The sequence below is a fragment of the Amycolatopsis sp. NPDC102522 genome, assembly GCF_055584485.1.
Window position 1 is genome coordinate 166,473 of the sequence record NZ_JBVJLY010000006.1, and the last position, 25,772, is coordinate 192,244.

A 25,772-nucleotide genomic window follows, 5' to 3' on the forward strand; every position below is an offset into this window, starting at 1 on the left:
GCCGCGTGCCGGAGTGATCACGGCACGCGTGCTGAGCCCTGCCGCGACACGGGTCTCGGCAGGGTTTCGGGGATCAGGCGAACGACACCGGCGGACCGCGCCGCGAAAGCACGTCCCGCAGGAGCGCCTCGGTCGAGGGGAACTTCACCGCGAGCGGGACGTGAATCCGCAGCGGCGCAGTCGCGGGTCGTGGCGCCAGGCGGCGCGGGAGGACCGAAGCGATCAGCGTCAGGAGGGCGAACAGGACACGCTCGGCGCCGGCCAGCGCCGTGACGACCACGAGGGTCGCGGTGGCGTGCCCGGCCGTCATGAGCAGGCCGTTGCCCGGGGTTTCGGCATGCCCGGAGTGTGACTCCCAGGTCAGGAAGGTGAAGGAAGCGTGCATCGCCGCTTGGCCGCCGGCGACCAGTCCGAGGATGGCGAGCGGGCCACGACGGCGTACCGCGAACGCGTAGGCCACCCAGCTCAGCAGGGCGACGAGCAGCACGACCACCCCGAGGTCGGGGACACGCCCGCTGGTGCTGACGTGGGCACCGGTCGCCAAAACGCCGGTCAGGACCCCCACGACGCCGCCGCGGAGGCGCCTGGCCGGGCCTCGGTTCGGGGTCGGCGTGCGCACGGAGGCAGAGTAGAGCGCGACCGGGCCTTCTGTCGCGGGTCAGAAGAAGGGATTTGGCTTGAAGTACCACACCAGCCTGCCGTTCGTCCGGCTCTGGACCGGGAACACCGCCTCCGGGCTGGCGACCTGGGCGCTTCCGTTCATCCTCGGCCTCGCTGTGCTCGAACGCTCGCTTTCGGCGGTGGACCTCGGCATCGTGCTGGCCGCCCGCACCGTGGGATTCCTCGGGGCCGTCCCGGTGGCGGGGGTCCTCGCCGATCGGCACTCCCGCCGTCAGGTCGTGCTGTGGGCAGGCCTGATCGCGGGTCTCGCCACGCCGTTGATCGCGGTCGGCACGGGCCGGTCCGTCCTGCTGACGGCCGTCGCGGCCGCCGTCGTCGGGATCGGGCAGGGTGCGTGCCGCCCGGCATTCCAGGCACTGACCGCCGAAGTGATCGCCGAGGACCGGCGTCAGCAGGCCAACGCCGCGATGACGCTGGCGGTCCGGGTCACGACCCTGGTCGCGCCTGGTCTCACCGCTTTGCTCTCGCAGATCGCCTCGACGTCGGCCCTGGTGATCGGCACCGGAGTGCTCTGGCTGGGCACCGCGCTGATCCCGCCGCGAGGCACCTTCGCGCCGCTTCCGGCCACCAGGACCCGCTTCTTCGGCGAGTTCGCCGACGGTCTCCGTGAAGCTCGCCGTCACCCGTGGTTCCTGGCCGGGCTCGGCGCGCTGACCGCCGTGATCGCGACCGGCTACTCCGCCACCGGGGTCGTGCTGCCGCTGGTCAGCCGCGACCGCTACGGCACCGAAGCCGTACTGGCGGGCGGGCTCACCGCGTACACGCTCGGCGCGCTCGCGGGCGCCGTCGTCATCGCGCGCTGGCGTCCGAAGCGTCAAGGCTGGGCGGCACTGATCGGGCTCGGCTTTTACGGCTTCGCGCCGCTGAGCCTGCTGTTCCCGGTGCACCCGGCTCTCGTCATCGCCGCCTACGCCGTCGCGGGGCTGGGCATCGAACTGTTCAACGTCCCGTGGTTCACCGCGACCCAGCGGGAGGTCGAACCGGGGAAGCTCGCGCGGGTGTCCTCTTTGGACTTCCTGTTCTCCTACGGCCTGGCACCGGCAGGGCTGGCGTTCATCGCGCCCGCGATCGACGGATTCGGGGCGGCGCCAGTGCTGGCGGTGTGCGCCGTCGTCTGCTTCGCCGCACCGGCGGCAGCGGCGCTGGTTCCCTCCTCGCGCGACTTTCGCGCTACCGCATCGATCAAGGGTGTCTAGTTTTTGCGCTCGCTTGCGGTAAAGTTTCACCCATGACGCGTCGTCTTGCCGAAGTAGCCCTCAAGGTCGGGGTCAGCGAAGCCACGGTCAGCCGGGTGCTCAACGGCCGGTCCGGGGTCTCCGCCGGCACCCGGGCCGCCGTCCTCACCGCGCTGGACGTGATGGGCTACGAACGACCGACCCAGCTGCGCGGCGACCGTGCCCGCCTCGTCGGCCTGGTCCTTCCCGAACTGCAGAACCCCATTTTCCCCGCGCTGGCCGAGATCATGGGCAACGCCCTCGCCCAGCAGGGTTTCACCCCGGTGCTGTGCACGCGGACCGCGGGCGGTGTCTCCGAGGCGGAGTACGTCGAACTACTTCTCCAGCAGCAGGTTTCCGGCGTCGTGTTCGCCGGCGGGCTGTATGCCCAGACCGACGCGGTGCACTCCCACTACCACCATCTCGCCGAGCGTCGCCTGCCGACGGTGCTGATCAACGCCGCCGTCGACCACCTCGGACTACCGCAGATCTCGTGCGACGACGCTGTCGCCGTCGAGCAGGTCGTCGGGCATCTGAGCTCGCTCGGGCACGAGAAGATCGGCCTCGTCCTCGGCCCGACCGACCACGTGCCGTCCCAGCGCAAACTCGAGGCGTTCCGCGCCTACGCGGGGAAGCTCGGACTCCCCGTCCTGGACGAACTCATCGAGCACGGCATGTTCTCCATCGAAGGCGGTCACGCGGCCGCGGCCCGGCTGTACCCGCGCGGCGCGACGGCCGTCCTGTGCGCGAGCGACCTCCTGGCCCTGGGCGCGATCCGCGCGGCACGGCGACAGGGACTGTCGGTGCCCGACGACATCTCAGTGGTCGGCTACGACGATTCGGCGCTGATGAACTGCACCGACCCGCCGCTGACCACGACCCGCCAGCCGATCGAGGCGATGGGCCGCGCCGTGGTGGAACTGCTGGTCAAGCGCATAAACGGCGGCGAAGTGGCGGCCGAGGAGCTGCTGTTCGCGCCCGAACTCGTCGTCCGGGGCTCCACCGCCCGCCGGTAACCCACCGTCCGCGAAGCAGGCGCCTTCCCGCCCGGGAGGGCGCCTGCTTCGCGTTCAGCGACACGCTCTGTCGCAAAGTTGCACGTTCTCATCGAGTTATTGCGTTAATCCGGGGCTTCACTTTAGAGTGACCGCAATCACGTGACAGCCGTCGCGATCCCGAGATGAGGCTTGAAGATGAGCAGCACTTGGTCCCCCACCGTGCGCCGCCGGATGTTCTGCCTGCTCGCCGCGGGCGGGCTCGTTCTGGGAGTGGCCGCCTGCGGTTCCGGCTCCGGTGAAGACGCCGGAGCCGGGGGCAAGGTCAAGATCACCGTCACCGGCCAGCCCCCGACCAGCCAACCGTTCGAGCGCAGCGTGTTCGACGCCGACGTCAAGGAGTTCGAGGAGAGCCATCCCGACATCGACATCGAGCCGCACGAAGGGTTCATGGACCCGAAGACGTTCTCCGCCAAGCTCGCCGGCGGGCAGCTCGAAGACGTCTACTACGTCTACTTCACCGACCCGGCGCAGATCATCTCGCGCCGTCAGGCCGCCGACATCACCGAAGTGGCAAAGAACCTGAAGAATTTCAACGACATCAGGCCGGAATTACTGGACAACTTCCGGGGCGCCGACGGCAAGCTCTACGGCCTGCCGACGATGAACTACAGCATGGGCTTGCTCTACAGCCGCCCACTGTTCCAGAAGGCCGGGCTGGACCCGAACAAACCGCCGCAGACCTGGGACGAGGTCCGCGAAGCCGCGAAGAAGATCGCCGCGCTGGGCAACGGCACCGTCGGGTACGCCGACTACAGCAAGAACAACCAGGGCGGCTGGCATCTGACCGGCTGGCTCTACTCCATGGGCAGCGAGGTCGCCCGCAAGGACGGCGACAAGTGGGTCGCGGCCTTCAACAACGACAAGGCCAAGGCCGCCCTGAACCAGCTGCGCGCCATGCGGTGGGACGACGACACCATGGGCAGCAAGCAGTTGCTCGAAGCCCAGGACGTGCAGCGCATGATGGGCGCGGGTCAGCTCGGCATGTACATGGCCGCCCCGGACAACGTCCTGGTGCTGGTCAAGCAGTTCAACGGCAAGTACGAGGACTACGGCGTCGCCGGGATGCCGGGCGGCCAGGGCACCCTGCTCGGCGGTGAGGGGTACATGATCAACCCGAAGGCCTCGCCGGAGAAGGTCAAGGCGGGCCTGGAATGGGTCCGCTGGAAGTACCTCAACCCGGAGCGCTTCGAGAAGCACGTCCAGCAGTACGTCGACGGCAAGCAGCCTGTCGGGCTGCCGGCCGAGCCGACGCCGGACATCTGGCAGGGTGCCGTCCGCGATCAGCAGCTCGCACTGAAGACCAAGCACGCCAACGTTCCCGCCGAGAACTTCCAGTCCTATGTGGACGCGAGTTCGCGGATCAAGGGCAGCATCGAACCGCCGAACGCGCAGCAGGTGTACGCCGTTCTCGACAGTGTGATGCAGGCGGTGCTCACCGATCGGAACGCGAACATCGATCAGCAGCTGTCGTCGGCCGAGTCGAAGGTCAACAGTGTCCTCTCACAGGTCAAGTAGCGTCCTCGACTGGCCCGCGACGGCGTCGTCGCGGGCCGGTCGCCCGGTCGCGTCCGCGGCCGACCGCCGCCGGACCCGCTTGCGGCGCAAGCTCAAGGAAAACCTCACCGCGTACGGATTGCTGTGCGCCGCGCTCGTGGTGTTCGCGCTGTTCTCCTGGTACCCGATCGTGCGCGGGGTGCTGCTGAGCTTCCAGCAGGTCGACTTCGTCAATCCGCCGACGTGGGTGGGGTTCGACAACTTCACCCGCCCGTTCGAAGACCCGCTGTTCGGTGTCGCCTGGCGCAACACGCTGCTGTTCACCGCGCTCGCGCTGGTCTTCGGATTCGTGGTGCCGTTCCTGACCGCGGTCCTGCTCAACGAACTGCGGCACGCCAAGGCGTTCTTCCGGCTCGCGGTCTACCTGCCGGTGATGCTGCCGCCGGTGGTCACCGCCCTGATGTGGAAGTGGTTCTACGACCCGGGTTCCGGGCTGTTCAACTCCGCGCTCGGCGCCGTCGGCCTGTCCGGCGGTCAGTGGCTCGACTCCAGCGACACCTCGATGTTGTCACTGGTGTTCGTCTCCACGTGGGCGAACATGGGCAGCACCACGCTGATCTACCTCGCCGCGCTCGGCACGATCCCCGGCGAGCTCTACGAAGCCGCGGAGCTCGACGGCGCCGGGCTGTGGAAGCGCCTGATCCATGTCACGCTGCCGCAGACGCGGTTCGTGCTGCTGGTGCTCCTGCTGCTGCAGGTCGTCGCGACGATGCAGGTGTTCACCGAGCCGTACGTGATGACCGGCGGCGGGCCGGACGACTCCACCGTCACCGTGCTCCTGCTGCTGTACCGCTACGCCTTCGTCTACAACGACTTCGGCTCGGCGAGCGCGTTGAGCCTGTTGCTGTTCGTCGCGCTCGGGGTGTTCTCCGCGTTGTACGTGCGCCTGACCCGGAAGGCGGATCAGTCATGAGGACGCTCGTCTCCCCCGGCACGCTGCGCAGTCCCGGCGGCAAGATCGGGTACGCCGTCGTCTTCGGCTGCACCCTGCTGCTGTTCGTCATCGCGTTCCTGTTCCCGCTGTACTGGGCGGTGACCGGCGCGATGAAGTCACCGCAGGAGCTCGTGCAGACGCCCGCGACGTTCATTCCGAACGAGTGGCATCCGGAGACCTTCGCCGACGCGTGGGATCAGCTGAGTCTCGGCAAGTACTTCCTCAACACGGTCGTCGTCGCCGGGGGCGCCTGGCTGGCCCAGCTGGCCATCGACGTCCCCGCGGCGTTCGCGTTGTCGAAACTGCGGCCGAAATTCGGCAACGTCGTGCTGGGACTCATGCTGGTGACGTTGATGCTGCCGGCGGCGGCGCTGCTGGTGCCGACCTACGTGACGATCACCGATCTGCCGTTGCTGCACGTCAACCTGGTCAACTCACCGGCGGCGGTCTGGCTGCCCGCCGCGGCGAACGCGTTCAACATCTATCTGCTGAAACGGTTCTTCGACCAGATCCCGGACGAGCTGATCGAAGCCGCGCGGCTCGACGGCGCCGGGCCGGTGCGCACGCTGTGGCGCATCATCCTGCCGATCTCGCGGCCGATCCTGGCCGTGGTCTCGATCCTCGCGGTAGTGGCCGCGTGGAAGGACTTCATCTGGCCGCTGCTGGTGTTCCCGGACACCGAAAAGCAGACGCTGTCGGTGATGCTGCAGCGAGTGGCCATCGACATGCCGCTGAACGTGCTGGTCGCCGGCATGGTGCTGGCCAGCCTGCCGATGGTGGCGCTGTTCCTGGCGTTCCAGCGGCACATCCTCGCCGGGCTCACCGCCGGCAGCGTCAAAGGCTGACTCTCGGGGTTTCCGCAAACGATTGGGAGGGCATTTTCCGTGACCGCATTGGGGCAGTCCGCCGGATGGTGGCGGAGCGCGGCCATCTACCAGGTCTACATCCGCAGTTTCGCCGACGGGAACGGCGACGGCGTCGGCGATCTCGCCGGGGTCCGCGCGCGGCTGGACTACCTGGCCGAACTGGGGATCGACGCGATCTGGTTCACCCCGTGGTATCCGTCGCCGATGGACGACGGCGGCTACGACGTCGCCGACTTCCGGGAGATCGACCCGCTCTTCGGCACGCTCGCCGAGGCGGAGGAGCTGATCGCCGCCGCCCACGCCAAGGGCATCCGCGTGATCATCGACATCGTGCCGAACCACTGTTCCGACGAGCACCGGTGGTTCGCCGACGCACTCGCGGCGGAACCGGGATCGCCCGAGCGGCAACGGTTCTGGTTCCGGCCGGGCCGGGGGCCGGACGGCTCCGAACCGCCGAACAACTGGAAGTCACGCTTCGGCGGCTCCGCGTGGACGCGGGTCCCGGACGGCGAGTGGTTCCTGCATCTCTACAGCTCGCGTCAGCCGGACTTCAACTGGGACAACCAGGACATCCGCGCGGACTTCGAAGACGTCCTGCGGTTCTGGTTCGACCGCGGGGTCGACGGGTTCCGCATCGACGTCGCGGACGGGCTGGTGAAGGATCCGCGGCTGCCCGACGTCGACCCCGGCGACGAGACGCCGTTCTCCGATCAGGAGGGGCTGCACGAGATCTACCGGTCGTGGCGCAAGATCGCCGACAGCTACCCGGGAGACCGGGTCCTGGTCGGCGAAATGTGGCTGCCGGACCTGTCGCGGGCCGCACGGTATCTCCGCCGCGACGAGCTGCACGCGGCGTTCAACTTCGATTTCCTGGTGTGCCCCTGGGATTCCGCGCGCTTCCGGGAGGTCATCGAGCGGACGCTGGTGGCACACGGGGAGGTCGACGCGCCCGCGGCCTGGGTCCTGTCGAACCACGATGTCACCCGGCACGTGACCCGGTACGGGCGCGAAGGCGACACCGGCTTCGCGTTCGCCGACCGGCTGCACGGCACCCCTGTCGACCGGGAACTGGGCACGCGCCGGGCACGGGCGGCGGCGCTGCTGACCATGGCGCTGCCCGGCGGTCTGTATGTCTACCAAGGGGAAGAGCTCGGCTTGTGGGAGATCGAGGACATCCCCGACGAGCTCCGTCAGGACCCGGTGTGGGCCCGCACGAACGGCGCCGACCCTGGCCGGGACGGCTGCCGCGTCCCGCTCCCCTGGTCCGGTGACGCCCCGCCGTTCGGCTTCGGCACCGGCGGGACCTGGCTGCCCCAGCCCGCGGAATGGCGCTCCGGCACGGCGGAAGCGCAGGCGGCCGAGCCGGCGTCGATGCTCCGGCTCTACCGTGCCGGTCTGCGTCTGCGGGACGAACTTCCCGCGCTCGGCCCGGGAGAGTTGGAGTGGCTGTCACTGGACGACGGCGTCCTCGCGTTCACCCGGGAACCGGGGTTCACCTTCGTGCTGAACTTCTCCCACGCACCGGTGCCGCTGCCGCCTCATCGCGAGGTGCTGATGGCCAGTGGCCCTCTCGACGGTGAGCTCCCGACAGACACGGCGGTGTGGCTGCGCACCTGATCACCGGCCGGTCGTGACCCGGCTGATCCGGCCGCGCATCCGTGCGCGGCCCGCCGGGTCACGCCACCGGAGGTGCCTGTCGAGCGCCTCGCGGAGCACGCCGCCGAGGACCAGGCCCTCGGCGGCGGCTTCGACACAGGGGTGGTCGCGGAGCCAGTCGAACAGCTCCGACGACCGCCCTCCCGGAAGCACGGACCGAAGGAGGTCTTCGGTGGTGTGACCGGCCTGTGCGCAGACGTACAACGCCCACCGATGTGCCTCCGACGGCGGATTTCCCGCCAAATGCGCGTAGACGGTGTCGATCACGTAGCGCGCCGCGTCCACTCGCGGTGACCTGCTGACCTCGGCGGCCAAGGAGAGCGCGAACGGATTGCCCGCCGCGAAGTCCACAATGGACTTCCGGAGACCCGGTTCGACGTCGCGCGCTTCCAGCAGTTCCACGGATTCGGTTTCGCTCAAGGCTTCGAGCCTTCGGAGCCTGATCCTCCTCGACCACGCCGGGTCGACGAGCAGCATGGCGTCCGGACCGTTCCGGCCCGCGATCACGACAGTGGCGCCTTCGGGCAGGCGGCGGAAGACTTCGGCCGGATCGGCGAGGTCTTCGAACGCGTCGACCAGCCGTACGGGCTTGCCCAGGGCGGCCGCGTCGTCGGCGAACTTCCGCAGCAGTGTCGACTTCCCGATACCGGGGGCGCCGGTGAAGAACAGGACTTCCACGCCCTTGGCCGGGTCTCTCGCCAGCAACCGCCGGAACTCGGCGCGTTCGCGCTCCCTGCCGACGAACAGCGAGCCCGACTCTCGGACGACAGGCGTCTGCTCGTCCTCGGCGCGAAGCACCTTCTCGTGCAGCGCCCGCAGTTTCGGCCCCGGACGGACCCCGAGCTCCTCGTCGAACAGGTCGTGGATCGACCGGTAGAGCTCAAGTGCCTCGGCCCGCCGCCCGCCACGATGGAGGGCGAGGAGGTAGATCTCGTACAGCGGTTCTTCGAGGCGGTTCCGTTCGATGAGCATGGGCACCTCGGCCACCACCTCGTCGTGCTCCCCGAGTTCCAAGCGCAGCCGGAGCAGCTCCTGGGTGGCGGTCAGCTTCAGCCGTTCCAGCCGCGAGCGCTCGTGCTCGGCCGCTTCGCCGGGGACGCCGGCCAGCGCCGTGCCCGTCCAAAGACCGAGTGCCCGTTCCAGCAGCTTCGCCGCCGCCTCCACGGTGCGCGCCTGACGCGCGCTCTCGATCAGCCCGGCGAATTCGACGGCGTCCACTTCGAAGGAATCCGGATCCAGCTGGTAGCCGCCGGACCGCGAAATGATCGCCGATCCCAGTCCTTGCAAGGAGAGAAGCCGTCGAAGGCGGGAGATGTAGGTCCGGATGACCGCTTCACCGGTCGCGGGGGCCCGCTCGCCCCAGAGTCCGTCGATCAGCTCGCCGGTCCGGACGAAGCTGCCCGCGTTGGCCAGCAACACCGTCAAGACGGCCTGCTGCTGCGGCGAGCCGAGGTCCAGCCGGGTGCCGCCGCTGGTGAAACCGGGCGGGCCGAGCACGGTGAAGCGGTACCGGACTTCCTGCGGCAGGGAGGACATGAGCGGAAAGGTAGGCGAGCCCGGGCGGCCGCCGCGACCGTCGGACGACGTCGTCGGCGTACGTCGTCCGCCCATGACGTACAGGAATGACGTCGTCCGACGGGCGCCGCGGCCCCGGCCGGATTCCTACGGTTGCGGCATGTCTGAAACCACGTACACCGCCGTCGCCACTTCGACCGCGGAAGGCCGCAACGGCGGCCGGGCGACCTCCGACGACGGCGTGCTCGACGTCGGCCTCGCCGTGCCGAAGGCCTTCGGTGGCGCCGGCGACGGCACGAACCCCGAGCAGCTGTTCGCCGCGGGCTGGGCGTCCTGCTTCGTCGGCGCCGTCCGCCGCGTCGCGGGCGTCAAGAAGGTGGCCCTGAACGACCTCGCGGTGGTCGCCGACGTGACGCTGCACCACGACACCGCCGCAGGCGAGTTCCACCTGAGCGCCGCGCTGCACCTGGAGGCCTCCGGGATCGACCAGGCCACCGCCGACGAGCTGGTCCAGGGCGCGCACCAGGTGTGCCCGTACTCGAAGGCGACGCGGGGGAACATCGAGGTCACGCTGGACGCGACCGTCGCCTGACGCCCCGCGCTCGCGCCGTGTTTCGGAAGGCTTTCCGAAGGGCCGAGATGTCCCGGGTCGGTGTCGTGTCCTGAAGGGCCCCTCCAGGACAGTGACGTAGAGCACCGGAACCCAGCGGGGAGTGAGGTGAAGGGAACCTTCCCCGCGTGCGATGCGGCGAAAGTCCCCTTCACCAGCCCGACACGTTTGCCTTACCCCGCAAGAGAACGACACCTGCCACTCACGACCCGCGTTGCTTGAGCGCTCCCGCGAGTTCCGCGCGCGAACTCACCCCGAGTTTCGGGAAGATCCGGTGCAGATGCGTCCCCACCGTCCGGTGGGACAGGTAGAGCCGCTGCCCGATCTCCCGGTTCGTCAGTCCCTCCGCGGCCAGCTGCACGATGCTCAGCTCGTGCGGGGTCAGCTTCTCGCGCGCGTCCGGGCCGCGGTGGGGGCTGGACTCCCCCGCGCTCCGTAGTTCCCGGCGGGCGCGTTCGGCCCACGCGGTCATGCCGAGCGCGTCGAACGTCTCCCGCGCGATGCGCAGATGCGCCCGCGAGTCCACGGCGCGCCGCTGCCGCCGCAGCCATTCGCCGTAGGCCAGGTGCAGCCGCCCGCGTTCGGCGGGCCAGCCGTCCAGCTCCGCTCCCAACGCGGTCTCGAACAGTTCGTCGCTCGGGTCAAGCACCGCTCGGGCGTAGCGCAGTCCGAGGTGCAAGGCGGGCGCCGGGGTCGACAGGGCCAGCCGCTCCATCTCCCCGACGACCTCGCGCAGGGCCTCGGCCTGGCCCGCCCGGATCGCGACCTCGGCGAGGTCCGCGACGAAGTAGACGCGCAGCGCCAGCTGGAAAGCGGGATCGGCTGGGTCGAACAGGCGCCGCAGGTCGGCGAACGCGTCGTCGAAACGGCCCTCGCTCGACGCCGTGATCCCCCGCGCGAGCTGCACTGTCGCCAGTACCGGCCGGGCGCCCGCGGCCAGTCCGGTCCGTTCGGCCTCGTCAGCCAGCGCCTTCGCCTGTTTGTGCTCGCCCCGCAGCGCGGCGATCTCGGCCTGGACCGCGGTGGCGAGGCCGTACATGAACGGCTGCCCGGTCTCCTTGGCGAATTTCGCCGCTTCCGCCGCGACCGGGACGGCCGCGGCGAGATCGCCGAGCCGGACCCGGCTCCACGCCTGGACAGCCAGTGCCCGTGGCAGCAACCCGAGCCTGCCTTGCGCGCGCAGCCCCGGTGCCGCGGCGGCCGAGAACCGCGCGGCCAGATCGACCGCGCCGACCTGCAGCGACGCGCTGCCGAGAAAGCGGTCGACCTCGGGATCGGCTCCGGTGGTGGCGGCCAGCCCGCGCAGCTCGCCGAGCACGGACTCCGCCCGTTCGAACGGCGCCACGTAGGCGGCGACGGCGACCAGCCGCGGGTCCGAGTTCTCGACCGGGAGACCGTCCGCGACGGCCAGCAGCGTCCGCCGCGTGTCCGAGCCGGGTTCGGCCCAGAAGCAGCGCATGGCGGCACCCCACAGGACGCGCATCGCCGGATCCGGGTGCCCCTCCTCCGCGACCGACTCGGCCAGCCGCGCCAATTCCGCGACCCGGGAAAGATCCTCGCGGACACCGTCCTCGAACCCGCTGAGCAGCCAGCTCGCCGTCGATCGTTGCCGTGGCGTGAGATCACCCGCGCGCGCGTCCCGGACGAGGCGTTCCGCCGTCTCGCGGCCCCCGGACTCGACGGCCAGCTCGGCCGCACGCAGCAACCGGCCCGCCCGCCGCTCCGGATCGGCGCTCAACCGGGCCGCCTGCTCCAGCGCGGCGACGGCGGCCGTCACCCCGCCGCGGTGCCGGGCACGGTCGGCGGCGTTCTCCAACTCGACGGCCACGTCTTCGTCGGCGCCGGTCGCCGCGGCCGCCTGATGCCAGGCTCGACGGTCCGGCTGCGCGCGCACGGTCTCGGCGAGGCTCAGGTGAGCGCGCCGCCGTTCCTCGAACGACACCGACGCGGGGATGGCCGAACGCATCAGCGGGTGCCGGAAAGAAACCGTCCGGGGTTCGAGGTCGATCAACCGGGCCTCGACGGCGGGCGTCAGAGCCGACGGTTCGACGTCTTCGCCCAGCAACGCGGCCGCCGCCGCGAGGGTCTCGGTGAGCGAACCGGTCTCGTTGAGCGCGGCCACCAGCAACGTCGTGCGGCCCGGTTCCGCCAGGGCGGTGAACCGGGCGCCGAACGTGCGCTCGAGCCGTTCGGTCAGCGGCAGCACGGGATCGGGCGCCTCGGTCACGGCCGACGGCAGCTCGGTCAGGGCCAGCGGGTTCCCGGCGGCCTCGGCGAGCAGCCGCGACCGGACCGGCGAAGTGAGCCAGGGGGCGACGGAGTCGAGCAGCTCGGCCGCGACATCGCCGGGCAGGCGTTCGATGTCCATTGAGGACAGTCCGGCGTCGCGCAGTGGTGACGGCTCCCCGTCCCGGACGGTCGCGATCAGGACGATCGGTTCGGTGTCGATCCGCCTGGCCACGAACGCGAGGACGTCGGCGCTCTCCCGGTCCATCCAGTGGACGTCTTCGGCGACGATCAGCATCGGCTTGGCCGCCGCCTCGTCCGAAAGCAGCGTCAGCGCGGCCAGTCCGACGAAGTAGGGATTGGGCTCCGCCGCCTCGGCGAGCCCCAGCGCCGCCCAGAGCGCGGACCGCTGCGGCGCGGGCAGGGTGTCCGCGCCGGCCCGCACCGGGTGGAGCAGCTGGTGAAGGGCCGCGTAGGCAAAGTTCCGTTCGGCCTCGACGCCGGTCGTGCGCAGCACCCGCAGCCCTCCGACCGTCGCCGCGGCGACGGCTTCCGCCACGACGGCGGACTTGCCGATGCCGGGTTCCCCCTGGACGAGGACACCTCCGCAGTTCGCAGCGGGCCCGTCGACGAGCTCGCCCAAGTCCTTCAGCTCGGCTTCCCGTCCGAAAAGCGGCATGGTGCGGCATTCCTCCCCCAGGCCGACTGGCCCGCCCATCCGACGATACCCAAACGGTCCAGTTAGGACGTACCCGCGACGTCCACAGGATGTAGACGGCGTGTCAACACGATCGGCCTAGCTTCAGTCCCAGGCTGCTCTTTCGGATGACCGGCAAAGGAAAGTGATGAGACGCAAGAAGACGTTCCTGGCGGCGGCCCCCTTGGCCGCTTTGCTGCCGCTGGTGCTGACCTCGGTCACACAGACGGCGCCCGCGGAGGCGGCGACGTCGTCCTCGTGCGCGGCGGTCCCCGTGCCGGCGCCCGCGGGCGCGCGGATCGAAGCGGTGGAGGCGGCCCTGAAACCGGGCGGGACCGTCACGTTCCCGCCCACCCCGTTCTCGGCACCCGCCCCGATCACCGGCGTGCCCGCGTACTGCGAAATCACCGTCACGCTGACCCACGGGAAGGCGGGCGACCACGTCAAGGTCGCCGTCGCGCTCCCGCAGACCGGATGGACGGGCAGGCTCCAGGCGGTCGGCGGCAGCGCCTACACCGCCGGTGACTTCGGCGCCCCGCTCGTCCAGGCGGTCAAGGACGGCTACAGCGGCGTGACGACCGACGCCGGTGTCCCCCTGACCTTCCTCGACACCTCGTGGGCGCTCACCCCCCAGGGCGAGATCGACAAACCGCTGGTGACGAACTTCGCGACCCGGTCCGTGCACGAGGCCGCCGTCATCGGGAAGGACGTGACCCGGAAGTTCTACCAGCGGGCCGTCGGTCACTCGTACTGGAACGGCTGCTCGACCGGTGGCCGTCAGGGCTACTCCGAAGCGCAGGAGTATCCCGAGGACTTCGACGGTGTCCTGGCGAACGCGCCCGCCGTGCACTGGGCGGAGTTCGCGGTCGCGACCCTCTGGCCTCGAGTCGTGATGAACCAGGAGAAGACCTTCCCCGCGACCTGTGTCTTCACCGCCTTCCAGCAGGCCGCGATCAAGGCCTGCGACGGCAGGGACGGGGTCACCAACGGCATCGTGGACCGGCCGGACGAATGCGGCTACGACCCGCGTTCCCTCATCGGCACGAAGGTCCTCTGCGGCGACAAAGAGGTCACCGTCACCGCGGCGGACGCCGAGGTCGTGCGCAAGATCTGGGCCGGGCCGACCGACGAGCACGGGCGACGGCTCTGGGCCGGTCTCCCCAAGGGCGCGGACTTCGGCCCGGTGACGACCGCTCCGGGGTTCCCGGTGGCCACCGGCTGGGTGCGGACGTTCCTGAAGAAGCAGCCTGGGTTCGACACCGAGAAGCTCACCTATCGTCAGTACGCCGAGCTGTTCCGTCAGTCGGTGCGGGAGTACGACGACGTCATCGGCACCTCGGACCCCGATCTGTCGGACTTCCGCCGGGCGGGCGGCAAGCTGATCACCTTCGTCGGCACCGACGACCAGCTGATCCCGCCGGGCGGCACGCTCCAGTACCGCCGTGAGGTGGAGCGTGAGCTGGGCGGTCCGAGGTGGGTCGACGACTTCTACCGGCTGTTCCTCGCGCCGGGTGTCGCGCACTGCTTCGGCGGCGCGGGCGCCGCACCGACGAACGCGCTGGGCGCGCTCGTCGACTGGGTCGAACACGGCAAGGCACCGGCGACCCTGCCCGCGGCGAACGGCGACAAGACCCTCACCCGCGATCTCTGCCCGTATCCGCAGGTCTCGCGGTACCGGGGCCACGGTGATCCCGCGGTGGCCGCGAGCTACCGCTGCACCGCTCGCTGAGGTCCTCCCCACCTGTGCCCGTCGTGCCGGCGCCCCCTCCGGTACGACGGGCACTTCCTCATTCTGTGAGAAGTTCCGGGGTTCCCTTTGCCATACCCCTCAAAAGTACGGTATTGACGACGAGGGACACCGCGACGAGCCAAATCGCGCGGATGTCCGAATCTTCTTTGGACGACGACGGAAACCGCTGAGCCACAACGGAATCACGTACTGGATCAGGACGACCGGCCGCCATATCACCCAGCGCTCAAGCCGGGGGATATGACCCAAATGGTATGTACCAGTCGAGTGATGCGCCTCGTACGGTCGGGGACGAATCCCCCTCCCCCGCCCGTTTCGAGGAAAGCGTTGAAATGAACAGAAAGATCTTAGCCGCGACAGCAGCGGCCATAACCGGGGCAGGCTTGATCACCGCCATCGCCCTCACCCCCAGCGCGAGTGCCGGTCAGCAAGCCACCTCCGGTGACCAGGCGCAGTCCGAAATGCTGGCCGCGTTGTCCCGCGACCTGAAGATCAGCCCCGAGCAGGCGAAGCTCCGGCTCGCGGGCGAGCAGCGCGCCGCGATCGCCGACAGCACACTGAAGAGGCAGCTCGGCACGTCGTACGCCGGATCCTGGCTGGACGCCTCCGGGACCACGCTCACCGTGGCCGTCACCGACGCCGCCCAGGCCGACCTGGTGCGCGCCGCGGGCGCGACCGCGAAGACCGTCAGCCGTAGCTCCGCCGACCTCGACTCGGCGAAACTGCGGCTGGACGCCAAGTCCACGAAGGCACCGAAGACCGTGCCCGGCTGGTACACCGACGTCGTCACCAACTCCGTCGTCGTGCTGGCCACCGCCGGTGGCGAGGCCGCCGCGAAGTCCTGGGCCGCCGAATCCGGCGTGCAGGCCGATCTCGTCCGGATCGAGGCCAGCACCGAGCAGCCACGCGCGCTGATCGACATCATCGGCGGCAACGCCTACACGTTCGGCTCGGGCCGCTGCTCCATCGGCTTCGCGGTCGACGGCGGTTTCGTGACCGCCGGCCACTGTGGCACCGCCGGGACCCGCACGTCGAACCCGAGCGGGAGCGTCGCCGGTTCGAGCTTCCCCGGCAACGACTACGCCTGGGTCCGCGCCGACGCGGGCAACACCCCGCGCGCGCTGGTCAACCGCTACCCCGGCACCGTGCCGGTGGCCGGTTCGACCGAGGCCGCGCTCAACGGCTCGGTCTGCCGTTCCGGTTCCACCACGGGCTGGCACTGCGGCACCATCCTGCAGAAGAACGCCTCGGTCACCTATCCCGAAGGCACCATCACCGGCCTGACCCGGACCAACGCCTGCGCCGAGCCCGGTGACTCCGGCGGTTCGTGGATCAGCGGTGACCAGGCGCAGGGCGTCACCTCCGGTGGCTCCGGCAACTGCAGCTCCGGCGGCACGACCTACTTCCAGCCGATCTCGGAGATCCTGAGCGTCTACGGCCTGCGGTTGACCGTCAGCGGCGGCGGGCCGACCAGCACCAGCCAGCCGACCACGACCACCACCCCGACCGGTCCGACGACGTCGAACCCGCCGGGCGGCACCTGGGCGCCGTACACCTACTACGGCTCCGGCGCGACAGCCACCTACGGCGGCAGCAACTACCGGGTGATCCAGCCGCACACCTCCATGCCCGGCTGGGAACCGCCGAACGTGCCCGCGCTTTGGGAACTCGCCTGACCTGGACCGCCCCCGGTGACCTCACTTCGCCGGGGGCGGTTCCGCCCCCTGACGACGGCGCGCTGACAGCGGATCTCGAATCCCTCGTCCCCCGCGCCAGCCGTGGCGACCCCGTGGCCACGAACGAGTTGATGAGCATCGTCCAGCCGGTGGTCGCGAGCTACTGCCGGAGCCGGATGGGCGGGACCGACGTGCGGGTGGTCGCCGCGGAGGACGTCGCGCAGGAGACCTGCCTCGCCGTGCTCACCGCGCTTCCCACTGCCCGGGCCACCGGCGGTTCCTTCCTCACCGCCGTCCTCGGGATCGCCGCCCGGAAGGTCGCCGCTGCCTTCCGGCGGCGAGCGCGGGACAGATCCGAACCCACGCCCGACCCGCCCGACCGAACGGCACCCGAGCCCGACGAGCCCGAATGGCACGCCCTCGCCGCCGACGGCCACGACCGGCTGACCCGGCTGATGAGCGCCCTGCCCGACATCCAGCGGGAGATCATCCGGCTGCGGATCACCGTCGGCATGTCGGCGCCCGAGACAGGCGCGGTCCTGCGGGTGAGCCCCGGCCTGGTCCGGGTCGCCCAGCACCGCGCCCTGCACAAGCTCCGCACGATCATCAGCGAGGACGACCTGTGATCAGCCCCCTGATCGGCCCCGGGGACGGCCATACTTGGCCGGTGGAAATCGACGTCCGGCATCTGCGCCTCCTCGACGCGATCGCGTCGGCGGGCAGCATCGCGAAGGCCGCGACCGCCCTCGGGCTGTCCCAGCCCGCGCTCAGCGCGCAGCTCCACCGGGTCGAGCGGGCACTGGAACGGACGGTGTTCGAACGGGACCGGCACGGCGTGCGGCCCACCGCGCTGGGCGAGGTGCTCCTGAACCACGCACGGCGGGTCCTGGCCGCGGCGGACGACCTCGACCTGGCGATCCGCCGGTTCCACCGCGCGCCGTCCGAGGGCCTGCTCCGGATCGGCGCGCTCCCCACGGTCTTCGCCGAGACGTTGAGCGGCGTGGTCGCCGCGGCCGCCCCCGGCCGTCCGGTCGAACTGCTCGCGATGACCAGCAGGACCGCGTTGTTCTCCGCGCTTCTCGACGGCACGGTGGAACTGGCGCTGTATGTGGACCACCCCGGTCAGGAGATCGTCCCGCCGGACGGCGTCCATCTGCTTCCCGTCGGGACGGAGCCGGTCTTCGTGATCGTGTCCCCGGAGCATCCCGTCGCCGGGCTCGGCGAGGTGTCGCTGGCGGAGCTCGCCGGATCGGCCTGGCTGGCAGTGGCGGGCGGGGACGACGAGTTCCACGATCACCTGACGGACCAGTGTGCCAGGGCGGGCCTCGGCACGATCACCGTGCAGGAGCTGGAACCGATGGTGCTGCGGCAGACCGTCCGGCGTGATCCCCGCGCGGTGGCGCTGGCCCAGTCCCTCGACTCCGGGTCCACGATGCCCGGTTCCGTGGTGGCCCTGCGGGGTGTACCGCTGCGGACCCGGCATCTTCTGCTGTGGCGCGACGGCTCATCGGTCGACGTCCCCACGGTCCGCGCCGGCCTCGTGCACGCCATCGCCGAGCTGGCCGCGATCCGGCATCGCCTGCCGGAGTGGGCTGCGGCCAACCCCGGCTGGCTCGGCACCTGACCTCGCCTCTTCGAACGAGTCCACAGTGGTCGTCCATTGTGGATTGTCGGCAAGCCAGGCGCGGTACCGATCCGGGATCTCCATGACGGCGTGCTGCGCCCGCACGAGTTCTTCCCACAGCACGCGGACAGCGTCGCCCGACAACGGCCCGCGCTCGTGCCAGTACAGCCTGGTCGTCATGCGCAGCGGGGTGCCGCGCAAAGGGATGATCTCGATCCCACTGCGGCGCCGGGCGCCGGGCACCATCGGCAGGACGGCCTCGCCCAGTTCGCACAGCTGCGCGCAGACACTCGCCGGCAGGGTACGGATCGCGGGGGCGAACCCGGCCGCCCGGCACACGCCGTCGAGGTAGCCGGTGAACTCCGTGTCGTCGAGGTCCGCGGTGTCGGCGACGCTCAGCCAGTGTTCGCCGGCCAGCTCCTCCAACGCGATCTCGGAGCGGCCCGCGAGGCGGTGATGCTCGGCGACGGCCACGAACAGCGGTTCCGTCGCGACCGTCGCGCGCCCGACCTCCGGCGGCGGATCGTGGACATGGCCCGGGAAATCGACCACGACGAGCGCTTCGAGCCGATGGTCGGCGAGCAGGTCCAGCGCCGCCGGGACACTCAAGGCGCCCCGGACCTCGACGCCGGTGGACAGCGTCCGCGGCACGGCCACGGCGAGGTTTCCCACCAGCTGGCCGGGGATGCCGCAGACCCGGACGGGATCGGGAAGCGTGCCGTACCGGTTTCTGCCCAAAGCGGTCTCGAGCCGGGCCAGCTCGTCGAGCACACCGCGGGCGTGGCTCACCACCAGCTCGCCCAGCGGCGTGATCCGCGCGCCGCGCCGGTCCCGGTGGAACAGCGGACCGCCGGCGACGCGTTCCGCCCGACACAGGCATTCGGTGACGGTGGGCTGGGTCAGGCCGAGCGCGGCCGCGGCGGCCGACAGCGTCCCCGTCTCGGCGATGGCGCGGACCACCCGCAACTGCCGGAACCCCAGTTCCATAGACGAACGCTATACAAAGACGGGAGTTCTCCGGAAGCCCCGATGCGGCGAGGGTGATTCCCACACATCCCCTTCAATGTCGAGGAGGACTCCCCATGAGACTGCGTACCCTGCTACGCGTCGCTCTGATCCCGCTGGTCGCGGGCGCGGCGGCACTGTCCGTGTCAACGCCGGTGGCGGCCCAGGAACCGGGACAGGTCGGCCCGACCATCGTCGGCGGCGGGCAGGCGTCCGGCGACTTCCCGTGGATCGCTTCCCTGCAGATCAACGGCAGCCACGGCTGCGGCGGCTCGCTCATCGCCTCGCAGTGGGTGGTGACCGCGGCGCACTGCATCCCACAGCAGGCGCTGCGGCTGCGCATCGGGTCGAAGACCTGGCAGTCCGGCGGAGTCCTGACCTCGGCGTCGCGCATGATCAAGCACCCGAACTACAGTGGACAGCCCGGACCGAACGACATCGCGCTGGTGCGGCTCGCGCAGCCGGTGCAGAACACTCCGATCCAGATCGCGGGCAGCTCGCCCGCGTCCGGGACCGGCGTCACGCTGTACGGCTGGGGCCAGACCTGCCCGCAGCGCGGTTGTGAATCGAGGCCGCCTGCGAACCTGAAGCAGCTCAACACCCGTATCGATCCGGACAGCCGCTGTCAGGCGGGCTTCCAGGGGGCGACCGAGCTGTGCGTCTACAGCACGACCAATCAGACCGCCTGCTACGGCGACTCCGGCGGACCGCTGGTCGTCCAGGGCGCACTGGCCGGCGCGACCAGCCGGGCGGGCCACAACAGCTCGACGTGCGGTACCGGCGACACGATCTACACCGATGTCGTCGCGCACCGGCAGTGGATCGCCTCGGTCACCGGAGCCTGATCTTCCCGGTGCGGTGACCGGTGAGCCGCACCGGGAAGGGGAGCCGGGTGGGTGCCTCGCAGGGACGCCCACCCGGTCCCCGTTCAGCGCTGGATGCAGCCGAGCCCCAGCCCAAATCCGGTCATCACGTACTGACAGATAGGGGTCGCGTGCACTTCGTCGGTCTCCAGGCAGCCCACCGGGACGCCCAACAGGTCGACGGCACACGACGCGGAGAACCGCGGAGATCTTCCGCCCCCCGCTCGTTGTCCCTGATATTCCACGGATCACCGTGGTTCACCTGCTGATCACCGGAAAGTGTCACGACGACGTACAGCGATGACGTCACCCGACGGGCGCCGCGCGCCCGTCGCCCGGCCTAGCGTGATTTCCATGCCCGCCCTTGGGAAATTCGCCGTCACCGCCACTCTGGTCGCCGTCGCCTTGTCCGCCGCCTGCAGTGCTCCCCCATCCGCCGCACCGGCACCCGCTCCCCCTGCCGCCGTCGCCGCCGACTGGTCGCCCGCCCCCGTGGTGCCCCTGCCCTCGCAGCCGAAGCCTTCGCTGGTCGTGGACGCGCCCTTGCCCGAACAGCTCGCGATGGGCCTGGTCGTACTGCGCTACCGGGCGGAAAACCTCCGGATCGTCCCGGTGTACGGCCCCGCCGCCCTCGACGTCTCGCCCCGGATCGGCCACATCCACGTGACCGTCGACGACGCGGCGTGGCACTGGGCGGACGGCAGCGGCGAACCGCTCATCATCCAGTCGCTGCCGCCGGGTCCGCACAAGGTGTGGATCGGCCTGGCCGACCCGACGCACAAGATCCTCGACGAGAAGACCGTGAACTTCGTCGTGACCGCCCAAAGCGGACACCACTGAGATGGCGACCTTCACCGTGACCCTGACCCCGCGCCGGGCCGACACCGACTTCAACGGCCACGTCACCGCTCTCGCCTATCACGACTGGGCGGACCGGGCCCGGGTCTCCTATCTGCGGCAGGCCGGAGTCACCTTCGTACAAGGCGACTTCGGCCCGGTACTTCTCGAAGCGCGGATCAACTACCTGAGCGAGGTCAGGTTCGGCGACGAGGTCACGATCTCCGTCGAACCCGATTTCGGCTCCGGGAAGACCTGGCGCGTCCACACAAGACCCGGCGGCTGACCGAAGACCCGCGGCGCGCCATCACCACGCTGGCGACCGATCCCGGCCGCCTCTGAAACCCGGACCTTGTCCAGGGCGAGAGGTGTGTGGAAATAGAGACGTTGAGTGTCCCTGTTTCCACACACGGGTCACGCTCGGTCACCTCTCGATCGCGATCTGGCCGACGCCGCGCGGTATAGGGCGTTATACATTCGCATTCAGAGGACTAACCGCGGAGCCAGCCGAACGGACGGTCACGCACCATCGCCTCGAGCGAGTACGTCCCAAGTGCCCGATTTGCTGCCCAAGGCGTGCAGCAGGACCACGGGTACGCCGGCAGGGAGACCGATCTCCCGAAAAGCGAGTGTCACCTCGCCAGGTTAAGCCCGCAGATGAGCCCGGTCCGGCGCGACGGCGTACTGGAGCGGCTGCCCGAGCACGAACCGCCGCAGCTCCTCCGCGACGAGCTCGCCCATCCGCGCGCGCTCGGCGCCCAGCGCGCCGGCCAGATGCGGGGTGAGCACCACGTTCGGCAGTGTGTACAGCGGCGAGTCCGGCGCGGGCGGTTCCGGCCAGGTGACGTCGAGGATCGCCGTGAGGTCCGGGCGCTCGCCCAGCACGGGGATGACCGACGGCTCGTCGACAACGGCTCCGCGGGCGGTGTTGATCAGGGTCGCGCCGATGCCCATCCTGTCCACCAGCTCCCCGTTCACCAGTCCCTCGGTCTCCGGGAGCAGCGGCGCGTGCAGGCTGACCACGGGGCAGGTGGCGAACAGCTCGTCCAGGCCCACCAACCGCACGCCCAGGCTCTCGGCGGTAGCCGCGTCGACGACGGGGTCGCTCGCCAGCACTTCCACATCGAAACCACGCAAATGCGACGCGACGAGAGCACCGATCTCGCCGAGACCGAGCAGGCCGACCCGTGATCGGTACGCCCCGGCGACCCTCGGGTCCGGCGGGTAGGCCTTCCGCTCGCGGATCTCACGAGAGATCCGGTGCACCTGTTTGAGTCCTAAGAGGACCTGGGCCAGGGTGAACTCGGCGACCGGGATGGCGTTCGCGGCCGCGGCGGACACGATCGGGAGCTCGCGCGCCCAGAACTCGGGCGTGGTCAGCGGTCGGACCGATCCGGCGGCGACCAGCACGGCACGCAGGTCCGGCGCGTGTCCCAAGAGGACGGAATCCAGCACCGGGGCACCCCAGCCGGACAACAGGATTTCAACGCCTTCCAGGGCCGCCGGGTCCTCCGCCAGTCGCTCACGGGTGACCGGCTCACGCAGGTCCACCAGCGATCCGATCTCCTTCAGCACCGCCTCGGGGTAAACGTCGTCGCGGCGGCGTTCCTCCATCACGAGAAGTGCCGTCGGCCGGTGTTGCAGCTCGGTCATCCCTACCTCCGTCGGCGACCATACATCGGATGCTTAACCCGGTCCACGCGCGGCCAGTCCCACACAGAGGCAAACCCGGCCGATTGAAATTCGTAATCATCGGACCATTGACCGCACACCGGGAAAGCGCTTACCGTCCCTCCGGAGTAGACAGCGTGGTCCACAGTGAACAGGAGAAGCGATGCGTAAATCGCGGTGGATCGGCGTGGGACTCACAGTCTCAGCGCTGGTCATTTCGGGCTGCTCGGCAGGCCCCGCCGGAACGAACGTCGCGCAGGACACCAAGGCACCTTTGGAACTGTGGACCCGGACGACCCCCGGCGGCGCCGGGGAGCAGGCCACCAAACGGCTCGCGGAAGCCTTCGAGAGGGCCACGGGATTCAAGGTGCAGGTCACCGCGATCTTCGACGACTTCGAGACGAAGCTGGCCCAGCGCGCCGCCCAGCGCGACCTGCCGGACATCGTGATGAACGACGTCACGCAGGTCGGCACGTTGAAGAGCCAGGGTCTCGTCCGCGAGGTCGACCAGGGCAAGATCAAGCACGCCTCGGAGCTCACCGAGCAGGCGCTCAAGTCGAACCAGACCCCGGACGGCAAGCTGTACGGCCTGCCTTACAGCGCGCAGGCTTCGGCGCTGCTGATCCGCAAGGACTGGCGCGAGAAGCTCGGCAAGAGCGTCCCGCAGAGCTGGGCCGAACTGGCGGACCTCGCCAAGGCCTTCACCACCGGCGACCCCGACGGCAACGGGAAGAACGACACCGCGGGACTGAACGCGACGCTGTCGACCAAGCGGGGCTACGCCTCCTGGTACTTCTCCAACTTCCTGTGGGCCGGGGGCGGCGACTTCATCACCGAGGCAGGCGGCGGCAAGTACAAGCCGTCGATGAGCACGCCGGAATCCGTGGCCGCGGTGCAGTATTTCCGCGACCTCGGCTGCAAGGACAACGCCATCCAGCCCGGTTCGGTCACCATGCCGACCCCCGCGACCAACGAGACCTTCGAAGCGGGCAAGGCCGGGATGTACGTCGTCGGCCCGTATCTGTTGCCGCGCTTCGACAAGTCGCTCGGCAAGGACAAGTACGAGGTCGTCCCGATGCCGAAGGGCGCCAAGAACGCCGACGTCCTGGCCGAGGGCCTGTCGATCTTCATGATGGCCGGCTCCCCGAACCAGGCCGGGCAGGACGCTTTCGGTGACTTCGCGATCTCGGCCGACGGCCAGAAGATCGGCATGGAGGGCGAATCGGCCTTCATCGTGCAGCTCCCGGTGAACAAGAACGTCGACATCACCCAGGTCCGCTCGGACCCGCGGTGGAAGACCTACGCCGAGATCTATGCCAAGTCGGGCCACTACGCACCGTCCATCCCGAACTGGACGCCGGTCCGCCAGGACACCGCCGACACGGTCAGCGCGCTCGTCGCCGACTGCAAGCTCGACACCAAGGCGGAACTGTCCAAACTCGACACCAAGCTCACCGCGACCTTGCAGCAACAGGGGATCAGCGCCTCATGACCGTAGATCACGCCAAGCCGGCGGCCGTCGGCGCGGACCGTCCCGCCGCCAAGCGGGCGTCCGCGCCGAAGGCCCGCAGGCGCAGCGACCGCGACGGGAAGTGGTGGACGCCGTGGCTGTTCCTGGCCCCCGCCCTGATCCTGTTCGTGTACTTCAAGTTCATCCCGATGATCACCGCGGTGACGATGTCCTTCCAGGACGTCCAGCCGTACCTGGGCAACCAGTGGGTCGGCGGGCAGAACTACAGCACCGTCCTCGGTGACGAGGCGTTCCACTCCGCGATCTGGCACACCGTCGTGATCGCGATCGGGCAGACCGTGGGGTCGATGGTCATCGGCCTCGCGCTCGCCCTGCTGATGGAGGGCCAGAGCAAGCGGCTGAAGTTCCTGCGGTCGGCGGCGTTCCTGCCGGTGGTCGTGCCGATCGCGGTGGTCGCCGAACTCTGGCGGATCATGTACCACCCGACCGAGGACGGGATGCTGAACTCCATCCTCGGCATGGTCGGGCTGGGGCCGTCCGGGTTCATCAACGATCCCGACACGTCGATGGTCTCGGTCATCGTCACCGGGATCTGGCGCGGCGCGCCGTACGACATGATGATCTTCCTCGCGGGCCTGGCAGGCATCGACCGGGGGCTCTACGAAGCGGCCACTGTGGACGGTGCCGGGCGCTGGCGCAAGATCCTCCACGTGACGCTGCCGGGCCTGCGGTCGGTGTTCTCGATCCTGTTCGTCCTCGCGGCGATCCGCGGCCTGCGGGTGTTCACCGAGGTGTTCCTGCTGACCAACGGCGGGCCGAACGGCTCGACCGAGGTGGCGATGACCCTGATCTACAAACTCGGCCTGGAACAGAACCGGCTGGGCGTCGGCGCGGCGGGAGCGGTCCTGCTGTTCCTCGCGACGCTCGTGCTGACGCTGTTCGTCCAGGTGCTTCGACGGAGGCGAGACGCATGACCGCGGCCAACGATTCGGCGCTCGGCCTCGACGCCGTCAAGTCGCCGGGCGGACGGATCCTGAAGTACACCGTGTACGCCCTGCTGCTGATGGTGTTCGCGGGCCCGCTGCTGGCGCTGCTGGTCAGTTCGTTCAGCGACGTGTCCGACCCGACGGCGCTGAGCGTCATCCCGTCGAGCCCCACCTTGGAGAACTTCGGCATCGCGTTCGACAAGGGTGTCGGGCTGTACCTGCTCAACTCGTTCCTGGTGGTCGGCTTCGGCCTGCTGCTGCAGGTCGTCATCTCGGTGCTGGCCGGCTACGCGTTGGCGCGCAAGAAGTTCCGCTTCATGACCTTCGTGCTGGTCGCGATCCTGGCGACGCTGATGCTGCCGGAGGAGATCCTCGCGATCCCGCTGTCGCTGATCCTGTCGGATCTTCCCTTGGTGCACATCAACCTGATCGGCAGCCTCGCCGGGATGATCGTGCCGCTGGGCGCGTGGGCGTTCTCGATCCTGGTGATGACCGAGTTCATGAAGGACGTCCCTCGCGAACTCGAAGAGGCGGCGCGCATCGACGGCGCCGGGGATCTGCGGATCTTCGCGCAGATCATCCTGCCGATGTGCAAGCCCGCGCTCGGCGTGATCGGGGTCTTCGGCTTCACGATGATCTGGGACCAGTACCTGCTGCCGATGCTGGTCTCGTCCGACGCCTCGACCTACACGCTGCCGCTGGCCCTGCGCACTCTGCGCATCGACGCGGACGTGACGCCCGGCGTGATCATGGCGGCGTCGCTGCTGGCGCTGCTGCCCTCGGTCGCCGCGTTCCTGTTCTTCCAGCGTTCGTTCGTCCGCGGCCTCGCCTCGGGCGCGCTGAAGGGCTGACCCACCCCATTCTCAAGGAGCGATCCT

At 69.7% G+C, this 25,772-nt stretch carries 22 protein-coding genes; 17 read left to right on the forward strand and 5 right to left on the reverse strand.

Going from position 1 to position 25,772, the window contains the following annotated elements:
* Window positions 1-73: 73 nt before the first annotated feature.
* Entirely contained in the window at window positions 74-619 is a 546-nt protein-coding gene (locus ACZ6YV_RS17475; protein ID WP_465510565.1) for a hypothetical protein, read from the reverse strand.
* A gap of 58 nt (window positions 620-677) precedes the next feature.
* Between ACZ6YV_RS17475 and ACZ6YV_RS17480 the strand changes: the two genes are divergently transcribed.
* The 6 genes from ACZ6YV_RS17480 (at window position 678) to ACZ6YV_RS17505 (ending at window position 7,924) form a co-directional block, all read left to right on the forward strand.
* Window positions 678-1,877, forward strand: coding sequence for an MFS transporter (locus ACZ6YV_RS17480; RefSeq protein WP_465510566.1), 1,200 nt, complete (start codon window positions 678-680; stop codon window positions 1,875-1,877).
* A 32-nt stretch (window positions 1,878-1,909) separates the two neighbouring features.
* Window positions 1,910-2,911 carry a LacI family DNA-binding transcriptional regulator gene (locus tag ACZ6YV_RS17485; RefSeq protein ID WP_465510567.1) on the forward strand — a complete coding sequence of 334 codons (1,002 nt, stop codon included), beginning with the start codon at window positions 1,910-1,912 and terminating at the stop codon, window positions 2,909-2,911.
* 177 nt (window positions 2,912-3,088) lie between these two features.
* Window positions 3,089-4,468 carry an ABC transporter substrate-binding protein gene (locus ACZ6YV_RS17490; RefSeq protein WP_465510568.1) on the forward strand — a complete coding sequence of 460 codons (1,380 nt, stop codon included), beginning with the start codon at window positions 3,089-3,091 and terminating at the stop codon, window positions 4,466-4,468.
* Window positions 4,446-5,420 carry a carbohydrate ABC transporter permease gene (locus ACZ6YV_RS17495; protein WP_465510569.1) on the forward strand — a complete coding sequence of 325 codons (975 nt, stop codon included), beginning with the start codon at window positions 4,446-4,448 and terminating at the stop codon, window positions 5,418-5,420. Before ACZ6YV_RS17490 ends, ACZ6YV_RS17495 begins: the two co-directional genes overlap by 23 nt.
* Window positions 5,417-6,286 carry a carbohydrate ABC transporter permease gene (locus tag ACZ6YV_RS17500; RefSeq protein WP_465510570.1) on the forward strand — a complete coding sequence of 290 codons (870 nt, stop codon included), beginning with the start codon at window positions 5,417-5,419 and terminating at the stop codon, window positions 6,284-6,286. Before ACZ6YV_RS17495 ends, ACZ6YV_RS17500 begins: the two co-directional genes overlap by 4 nt.
* Window positions 6,287-6,325: 39 nt before the next feature.
* Window positions 6,326-7,924 carry a glycoside hydrolase family 13 protein gene (locus ACZ6YV_RS17505; RefSeq protein ID WP_465510571.1) on the forward strand — a complete coding sequence of 533 codons (1,599 nt, stop codon included), beginning with the start codon at window positions 6,326-6,328 and terminating at the stop codon, window positions 7,922-7,924.
* Here the strand turns inward: ACZ6YV_RS17505 and ACZ6YV_RS17510 are convergent, their stop codons facing one another.
* Entirely contained in the window at window positions 7,925-9,499 is a 1,575-nt protein-coding gene (locus ACZ6YV_RS17510; RefSeq protein WP_465510572.1) for a BTAD domain-containing putative transcriptional regulator, read from the reverse strand.
* 139 nt (window positions 9,500-9,638) lie between these two features.
* On the opposite strand from ACZ6YV_RS17510, the gene ACZ6YV_RS17515 reads away from it, so the two are divergent.
* Window positions 9,639-10,070 carry an organic hydroperoxide resistance protein gene (locus tag ACZ6YV_RS17515; RefSeq protein WP_465510573.1) on the forward strand — a complete coding sequence of 144 codons (432 nt, stop codon included), beginning with the start codon at window positions 9,639-9,641 and terminating at the stop codon, window positions 10,068-10,070.
* Window positions 10,071-10,290: 220 nt separating this feature from the next.
* Here the strand turns inward: ACZ6YV_RS17515 and ACZ6YV_RS17520 are convergent, their stop codons facing one another.
* Entirely contained in the window at window positions 10,291-12,993 is a 2,703-nt protein-coding gene (locus ACZ6YV_RS17520; RefSeq protein ID WP_465510574.1) for a helix-turn-helix transcriptional regulator, read from the reverse strand.
* 166 nt (window positions 12,994-13,159) lie between these two features.
* On the opposite strand from ACZ6YV_RS17520, the gene ACZ6YV_RS17525 reads away from it, so the two are divergent.
* From ACZ6YV_RS17525 to ACZ6YV_RS17540, 4 genes are all read left to right on the forward strand, one after another.
* Window positions 13,160-14,740, forward strand: a complete 1,581-nt coding sequence (locus tag ACZ6YV_RS17525) for a tannase/feruloyl esterase family alpha/beta hydrolase (protein ID WP_465510575.1) — start codon at window positions 13,160-13,162, stop codon at window positions 14,738-14,740.
* Window positions 14,741-15,093: 353 nt separating this feature from the next.
* Window positions 15,094-16,437, forward strand: a complete 1,344-nt coding sequence (locus tag ACZ6YV_RS17530; protein ID WP_465510576.1) for an alpha-lytic protease prodomain-containing protein — start codon at window positions 15,094-15,096, stop codon at window positions 16,435-16,437.
* The gene (locus ACZ6YV_RS17535) at window positions 16,422-17,063 is read left to right on the forward strand and encodes a sigma-70 family RNA polymerase sigma factor (protein ID WP_465510577.1); all 642 of its coding nucleotides are present in this window, start codon (window positions 16,422-16,424) and stop codon (window positions 17,061-17,063) included. The genes ACZ6YV_RS17530 and ACZ6YV_RS17535 overlap by 16 nt, the downstream gene beginning before the upstream one ends.
* A gap of 41 nt (window positions 17,064-17,104) precedes the next feature.
* Window positions 17,105-18,061: a LysR family transcriptional regulator gene (locus tag ACZ6YV_RS17540; protein ID WP_465510578.1), complete on the forward strand. Its 957-nt coding sequence runs from the start codon at window positions 17,105-17,107 to the stop codon at window positions 18,059-18,061.
* Here ACZ6YV_RS17540 and ACZ6YV_RS17545 read toward each other — a convergent pair.
* On the reverse strand, window positions 17,942-19,048 hold the full coding sequence (locus ACZ6YV_RS17545; protein ID WP_465510579.1) for a LysR family transcriptional regulator: 1,107 nt from the start codon (window positions 19,046-19,048) through the stop codon (window positions 17,942-17,944). The genes ACZ6YV_RS17540 and ACZ6YV_RS17545 overlap by 120 nt on opposite strands.
* 95 nt (window positions 19,049-19,143) lie before the next feature.
* On the opposite strand from ACZ6YV_RS17545, the gene ACZ6YV_RS17550 reads away from it, so the two are divergent.
* The 3 genes from ACZ6YV_RS17550 (at window position 19,144) to ACZ6YV_RS17560 (ending at window position 21,052) form a co-directional block, all read left to right on the forward strand.
* On the forward strand, window positions 19,144-19,911 hold the full coding sequence (locus ACZ6YV_RS17550; RefSeq protein WP_465510580.1) for a S1 family peptidase: 768 nt from the start codon (window positions 19,144-19,146) through the stop codon (window positions 19,909-19,911).
* A gap of 372 nt (window positions 19,912-20,283) precedes the next feature.
* Window positions 20,284-20,769 carry a DUF6130 family protein gene (locus ACZ6YV_RS17555; protein ID WP_465510581.1) on the forward strand — a complete coding sequence of 162 codons (486 nt, stop codon included), beginning with the start codon at window positions 20,284-20,286 and terminating at the stop codon, window positions 20,767-20,769.
* Window position 20,770: 1 nt separating this feature from the next.
* Window positions 20,771-21,052, forward strand: a complete 282-nt coding sequence (locus ACZ6YV_RS17560; protein ID WP_465510582.1) for an acyl-CoA thioesterase — start codon at window positions 20,771-20,773, stop codon at window positions 21,050-21,052.
* A 359-nt stretch (window positions 21,053-21,411) separates the two neighbouring features.
* Here the strand turns inward: ACZ6YV_RS17560 and ACZ6YV_RS17565 are convergent, their stop codons facing one another.
* Window positions 21,412-22,419, reverse strand: coding sequence for a hydroxyacid dehydrogenase (locus tag ACZ6YV_RS17565; protein WP_465510583.1), 1,008 nt, complete (start codon window positions 22,417-22,419; stop codon window positions 21,412-21,414).
* Window positions 22,420-22,600: 181 nt separating this feature from the next.
* Here ACZ6YV_RS17565 and ACZ6YV_RS17570 point away from each other — a divergent pair, with 181 nt between their 5' ends.
* The 3 genes from ACZ6YV_RS17570 to ACZ6YV_RS17580 are packed head-to-tail and all read left to right on the forward strand — an operon-like array spanning window position 22,601 to window position 25,745.
* Window positions 22,601-23,929, forward strand: coding sequence for a sugar ABC transporter substrate-binding protein (locus ACZ6YV_RS17570; RefSeq protein ID WP_465510584.1), 1,329 nt, complete (start codon window positions 22,601-22,603; stop codon window positions 23,927-23,929).
* Window positions 23,926-24,882: a carbohydrate ABC transporter permease gene (locus tag ACZ6YV_RS17575; RefSeq protein ID WP_465510585.1), complete on the forward strand. Its 957-nt coding sequence runs from the start codon at window positions 23,926-23,928 to the stop codon at window positions 24,880-24,882. Before ACZ6YV_RS17570 ends, ACZ6YV_RS17575 begins: the two co-directional genes overlap by 4 nt.
* Complete coding sequence (locus ACZ6YV_RS17580; protein ID WP_465510586.1) at window positions 24,879-25,745, forward strand: carbohydrate ABC transporter permease; 867 nt, start codon at window positions 24,879-24,881, stop codon at window positions 25,743-25,745. Before ACZ6YV_RS17575 ends, ACZ6YV_RS17580 begins: the two co-directional genes overlap by 4 nt.
* Window positions 25,746-25,772 lie beyond the last annotated feature (27 nt).